5 protein-coding genes are annotated in these 5,612 nt (G+C 73.8%); all 5 read right to left on the bottom strand.

The window, feature by feature from the left end:
• Positions 1–165: 165 nt before the first annotated feature.
• Positions 166–624, bottom strand: coding sequence for a Holliday junction resolvase RuvX (gene ruvX, locus DZF91_RS29015; RefSeq protein ID WP_117360301.1), 459 nt, complete (start codon positions 622–624; stop codon positions 166–168).
• On the bottom strand, positions 621–3,290 hold the full coding sequence (gene alaS, locus DZF91_RS29010) for an alanine--tRNA ligase (RefSeq protein WP_117360300.1): 2,670 nt from the start codon (positions 3,288–3,290) through the stop codon (positions 621–623). The genes ruvX and alaS overlap by 4 nt, the downstream gene beginning before the upstream one ends.
• Before the next feature lies 1 nt (position 3,291).
• The gene (locus DZF91_RS29005) at positions 3,292–3,612 is read right to left on the bottom strand and encodes a DUF6167 family protein (RefSeq protein ID WP_117360299.1); all 321 of its coding nucleotides are present in this window, start codon (positions 3,610–3,612) and stop codon (positions 3,292–3,294) included.
• Positions 3,609–4,091: a DUF948 domain-containing protein gene (locus DZF91_RS29000; RefSeq protein ID WP_117360298.1), complete on the bottom strand. Its 483-nt coding sequence runs from the start codon at positions 4,089–4,091 to the stop codon at positions 3,609–3,611. Before DZF91_RS29000 ends, DZF91_RS29005 begins: the two co-directional genes overlap by 4 nt.
• 182 nt (positions 4,092–4,273) lie before the next feature.
• Positions 4,274–5,612: replication-associated recombination protein A (locus DZF91_RS28995; protein ID WP_407920949.1), on the bottom strand; the 1,339-nt coding region annotated here is incomplete at its 5' end.

Below are 5,612 nucleotides of genomic sequence, written 5' to 3'. Positions count from 1 at the left end.
CGGCCCGCTGGTCGTACCGCTCGGCGGGCTGCCCGCCCTCGGGGCGGCGGCGCCGGCCTCGACCGCGCTGCTCGCCCCGGCCTCGCTGTCCACCTCGGCCGCGGGGCTCGCCGCGTCCGCGCTGCGCGTCGTCGTTCGGGGGGTCGGAGAAGAAGTCCACGTCACTCACCCGCTCCGCCGGACGCTCTCGCCGGGGGCTCGCCCGGTCAGCCGTTCCCCGTCCAGGGCCGCCTGGAGCAGGACCGCCGCGGCGGCCCGGTCGACGACCTTGCGCCGGGCCTGCCCGTGCACGCCGCCGGCGCGTAGTCCGCTCTCGGCCGTCACCGTGGTCAGCCGCTCGTCGTACAGCCGGACCGTCCCGGGGGGTAGACGGTCCGCGAGCATCCGGGCGAACCTGCGGGCGGACGCCGCCGCCGGGCCCTCACGGCCCGACAGCGACGTCGGCAGTCCCACGACGACCTCGATCGCCTCGTTCTCCTCGACCAGCCGCACCAGCCGGTCGACGTCCCCCTTGCCCGCCTTCACGGTCTCCAGGGGGGAGGCGAGGACGCCGCCGGGGTCGCAGCGGGCGACGCCGATCCGGACGCTGCCCACGTCGACTCCCAGGCGGACTCCGATCCTCATGCGGCCCCTACGGCTCGTTCGACGGCGGCCAGCGCCTCGCCGATCCTGCCGGCGTCCGCGCCTCCGCCCTGGGCCAGGTCGTCCTTGCCCCCGCCGCCGCCGCCGAGGGTCTTGGCGGCGAGCCCGACGAGCTGCCCGGCCTTCAGGCCGCGCTCACGCGCGCCCTCCGTCAGGGCGATCACGACGACCGGACGGTCCTTGGGCGCGCCCGCGACCATCACCACGGCCGGACGGCCCTGAAGGCGGCCCCGCACGTCCACGGCGAGCTTGCGCAGGTCGTCGGCGCCGGTGCCGTCGGGGGCGCGGTGGCCCACGAAGGCGATGCCGTTGAGGTCCGCGGCCTGCTCGGCGAGCCCGGCCGCGGCCTGCAGCACCTGCTGGGCGCGGACCTTCTCCAGCTCCTTCTCGGCCTCGCGCAGCCGGGTGACGATGCCGGAGATCCGCTCGGGCAGCTCCTCCTTGCGGGTCTTCATCTGCTCGGAGAGCTGGTTGACCAGCACGCTCTCGCGCGCCAGGAAGCGGAACGCGTCGATGCCGACCAGCGCCTCGACCCGGCGCACGCCGGCGCCGATGGACGACTCGCCGAGCACCTTGACCAGGCCGAGCTGCCCGGACCGCGCGACGTGGGTGCCGCCGCACAGCTCGCGGGAGTAGTCGCCGATCTCCACGACGCGGACCTCGTCGCCGTACTTCTCGCCGAACAGGGCGAGCGCGCCCATGGCGCGGGCCTCGTCGATCGAGGTGTGGAACGCGCGGACGTCCAGGTCGTTGATCAGGACCTCGTTGACCTCGTCCTCGACGTCGCGCAGCACGCTCACCGGGACGGCGCCGGAGGCGGTGAAGTCGAACCGGAACCGGCCGGGCGAGTTCTCCGAGCCGGCCTGCGCGGCGGACTCGCCGAGCGCGCGCCGGAACCCGGCGTGCACCAGGTGGGTCGCCGAGTGCGAGCGGGAGATCGCGTGCCGGCGCTCGACGTCCACCTCGGCGTAGGCGGTGTCGCCCGCGCGCGCCTCGCCGCCGCGCACCACGCCGCGGTGCACGATCAGGCCCTTCAGCGGCGACTGGACGTCGCGGACCTCGATGTGCGCGCCGCTCCCGAGCCGGATCACGCCGGTGTCGGCGAGCTGGCCGCCGCCCTCGGCGTAGAACGGGGTGCGGTCGAGGACGACCTCGACCTCGGCGCCCTCGCCGGCGGCGGGCACGTTCGCGCCGTTCACCAGCAGGCCGACCAGCCGGGCCTCGCCGATCAGGTGGCCGTAGCCGATGAAGTCGACCTGTCCGCCCGCCTCGGTGAGCAGGGCGTCCAGGACCGAGACGTCCAGGTTGCCGGTCTTCTTCTCGCGCGCGTCCTGCTTGGCGCGGTCGCGCTGCTCCTTCATGAGCCGGCGGAAGCCGTCCTCGTCCACCGACAGGCCCTGCTCGGCGGCCATCTCGAGGGTGAGGTCGATCGGGAAGCCGTAGGTGTCGTGCAGCTTGAACGCCTGCTCGCCCGCGAGGACCTTGGCGCCCGCGCCCCGGGTCTCGGCGACGGCCGTGTCGAAGATCGCGGTGCCGGTGCGCAGCGTGGAGAGGAAGGACTCCTCCTCCGCGTCGATCACCGTGTGGATGTTGGCGGCCGTGCGGATCAGCTCCGGGTACTGCTCGCCCATCGCCCTGATCGCGACGTCGGTCAGCTCGTGCATGAGCCCGGCGTCCTGCGCGCCGAGCAGCCGCAGGTTGCGGATCGAGCGGCGCAGGATGCGGCGCAGCACGTAGCCGCGGCCCTCGTTGCCGGGGCGGATGCCGTCGGCGACCATCATCGTGCCGGACCGGACGTGGTCGGCGATGACCCGCAGCGACACGTCCGCGCGGTGCTCGCGCCCGTAGGACGTGCCGGTGAGCTTGGCGGCGCGGTCCAGGACCCGCCACAGGGTGTCGGTCTCGTAGATGTTCTCGACGCCCTGCAGGACGGCGGCCATCCGCTCCAGGCCCATGCCGGTGTCGATGTTGCGGTGGGCCAGCGGGCCGAGGATCGGGAAGTCCTCCTTGCCCTCGCCGGCGCCGCGCTCGAACTGCATGAACACCAGGTTCCACACTTCGAGGTAGCGGTCCTCGTCGACGACCGGGCCGCCCTCGCGGCCGTACTCCGGGCCGCGGTCGTAGTAGATCTCCGAGCACGGGCCGCACGGCCCGGGGACGCCCATGGACCAGAAGTTGTCGGCCATCCCGCGGCGCTGGATGCGCTCGGCGGGGACGCCGACCTTCTTGTTCCAGATCTCGGCGGCCTCGTCGTCGTCGTGGAAGACGGTGACCCAGAGCCGCTCCTCGGGGAACCCGAACCCGCCGTCGGACTGCGGCTTGGTCAGCAGGTCCCAGGCGAACGGGATCGCCTGCTCCTTGAAGTAGTCCCCGATCGAGAAGTTGCCCAGCATCTGGAAGAACGTGGCGTGCCGGGTGGTCTTGCCGACCTCGTCGATGTCCGGGGTGCGCACGCACTTCTGGGAGCTGGTCATCCGCTGCGACGGCGGCGTCCGCTGGCCGAGCATGTACGGCTTGAACGGGACCATCCCGGCGTTCACCAGCAGGAGGGTCGGGTCCTCGGCGACCAGGCTGGCCGAGGGCACCACCAAGTGCCCGCGCTCTTCGAAGAACTTGAGGAAGCGGCGTGCGACCTCTGCCGACTCCATATCAGTGGCCATCCTTGTCGTTGACGATCGTGTAACGCGCCCGCAGGACCCGGCGGCTGCCGCGGGGCTCCTCGGGTTCGGGGAGGGTCTGGTCGAGGCCGACCGCCTCCCGCAGCTCCTCCTCGCGCGCCGCGGACTCCGCCCGCACCTCGGCGGCGAAGTCGCGCAGCCTTCGGCCCGCGCCCTGCCCGGCGTGGACGGCCCGGACGGCGACGCCCTCCGGGGACCACTCGCGGGCCAGGCGCTCGACGCGCCGCTTGACCCGGTGCGAGGCGTAGACGCCCGCGCCCGCGCCGACCGAGAGCCAGAACAGCCGCTTCACCGCCGCCTCCCGCCGCGTCCGGAGGTGCCGGAGCCGCCGCGCGCGCCGTTCGATCCGCCGCGCGCGCCGTTCGACCCGGAGCGGGAGCCCTGCGCCGGGAGCTCGGGGCGGCTCGGCGGCCGTTCCTCGCCCGACCGGTTCGCCAGGGCCCTGCGCACCCCGTAGGAGAACGCGGCGGCCTTCACCAGCGGCCCGCCGACGACCGAGGTCATCACGGTGGTGACCGCCGAGACGTTCTGGGTGACCGAGCCGACCTGCTTGGTGATCACGTCGGTGCGGCCGAGCTGCTCGTTGGCGCGGCGCAGGGTGTTGGCCATGTCGTCCATCAGCGGACCGGCCTGCTCGCCGAGGTCGGCGACCATCTCGGTCGCCTCGCCGAGCAGCCGGGCGAGTTTGAGGAGGGTGTAGGCGAGGAAGGAGACCAGCACCGCCCAGAAGACGGCCACGATGAGACCTGCCAACTGTCCACCAGTGAGCATCAGGGCTTTCCGTTCGCTGTGTCGTCTGTACGCGGGTTCGGCCACGGCCGGGCTGGTCTGACTGACCTTACCGTGGTCCGGGCCCGTGGGCGGGCCACCGGCCGCCGCTCCGGCGGAGGATGTCCCGGGCCGCGTCCCGGTTCTCCTCCGGAGGGCGGCCCGGTTCTCCTCCGGTGGGCGGCTCAGTTCTCCTTCGGGCGGGACGTGCCCCGCAGCACCGCCCGGATTCGTCCCAGAACCTCCGTGAAACGAGCCTCCGCGCCGTGCCGGGTGGGCCGGTAGTACTCGCGTCCGTGCACGTTGTCGGGCGCGTACTGCTGCCGGACGACCCCGCCGGGGTGGTCGTGGGCGTACTTGTACCCGGCGCCGTGGCCGATCTTCGCCGCCCCCTTGTAGTGCGCGTCACGCAGGTGCCCGGGGACCGGCCCGGCCAGCCCCTTGCGGACGTCGCCGAGCGCCTCGTCCACCGCGACGACCACGGCGTTGGACTTGGGCGCGACGGCCAGGTGGATCACGGCCTGCGCGAGGTTGATGCGGGCCTCGGGGAGGCCGACGAACTCGACCGCCTGCGCGGCGGCGACGGCGGTCTGCAGCGCGGACGGGTCGGCCATGCCGACGTCCTCGCTGGCGTGCACGATCAGCCGCCGGGCGATGAACCTGGGGTCCTCGCCGGCCTCGATCATGCGGGCGAGGTAGTGCAGGGCGGCGTCGGCGTCGCTGCCGCGGATGCTCTTGATGAACGCGCTGATGACGTCGTAGTGCTGGTCGCCGTCGCGGTCGTAGCGGACGGCGGCCCGGTCGACGGCGCGCTCCAGCACGGCCACGTCGACGGTCCCGCCGTCCCCGGCGACCATCGCCGCCGCCTCCAGGTAGGTGAGGGTGCGGCGGGCGTCGCCGCCGGCGATCCTGATCAGGTGGTCCTCGGCGGCGGGGTCGAGGGCGACCGCGCCGGCCAGGCCGCGCTCGTCGGCGAGCGCGCGGCGGACCACCTCGCGCAGGTCGTCCCCGGCGAGCGGCTCCAGGGTGAGCAGCAGCGACCGGGACAGCAGCGGGCTGATCACCGAGAAGAACGGGTTCTCGGTGGTCGCGCCGATGAACGAGACCCAGCGGTTCTCCACGGCGGGCAGCAGCGCGTCCTGCTGGGCCTTGTTGAAGCGGTGCACCTCGTCGACGAACAGGACGGTCTGGCGGCCCGTCATGCCGAGCTCGCGGCGGGCCAGGTCGATCTCGGCGCGGACCCGCTTGACCCCGTCGGTGACGGCGGAGACCTCCACGAAGCGGCGGCTGGTGACGTGGCTCACCACGGTCGCCAGGGTGGTCTTGCCGGTTCCGGGCGGCCCCCACAGCACCAGGGACATCGGCGCGTCGCGCTCCACGAGCTGCCGGATGGGGGTGCCGGGGCCGAGCAGGTGCTGCTGGCCGACCACCTCGTCCAGGGCGCGCGGACGCATCCGGACCGCGAGCGGCCGCTGCGCGTCGGCCGCGGCGCCCGCGCCGTTCTCCGGCCGCGGGTCGGGGCCG

The organism is Actinomadura logoneensis (genome assembly GCF_003428695.1).
GTDB classification, from domain to species: domain Bacteria; phylum Actinomycetota; class Actinomycetes; order Streptosporangiales; family Streptosporangiaceae; genus Spirillospora; species Spirillospora logoneensis.
The sequence above is the reverse complement of the archived record's forward strand: the minus strand, read 5'-3'. Positions and strand labels throughout refer to the sequence as shown.

What these genes read in the sequence shown, in the direction of transcription:
- ruvX (WP_117360301.1), bottom strand. Translation starts at nt 624, where the DNA reads ATGAGGATCGGAGTCCGCCTGGGAGTCGACGTGGGCAGCGTCCGGATC.
- alaS (WP_117360300.1), bottom strand. Translation starts at nt 3,290, where the DNA reads ATGGAGTCGGCAGAGGTCGCACGCCGCTTCCTCAAGTTCTTCGAAGAG.
- DZF91_RS29000 (WP_117360298.1), bottom strand. Translation starts at nt 4,091, where the DNA reads ATGCTCACTGGTGGACAGTTGGCAGGTCTCATCGTGGCCGTCTTCTGG.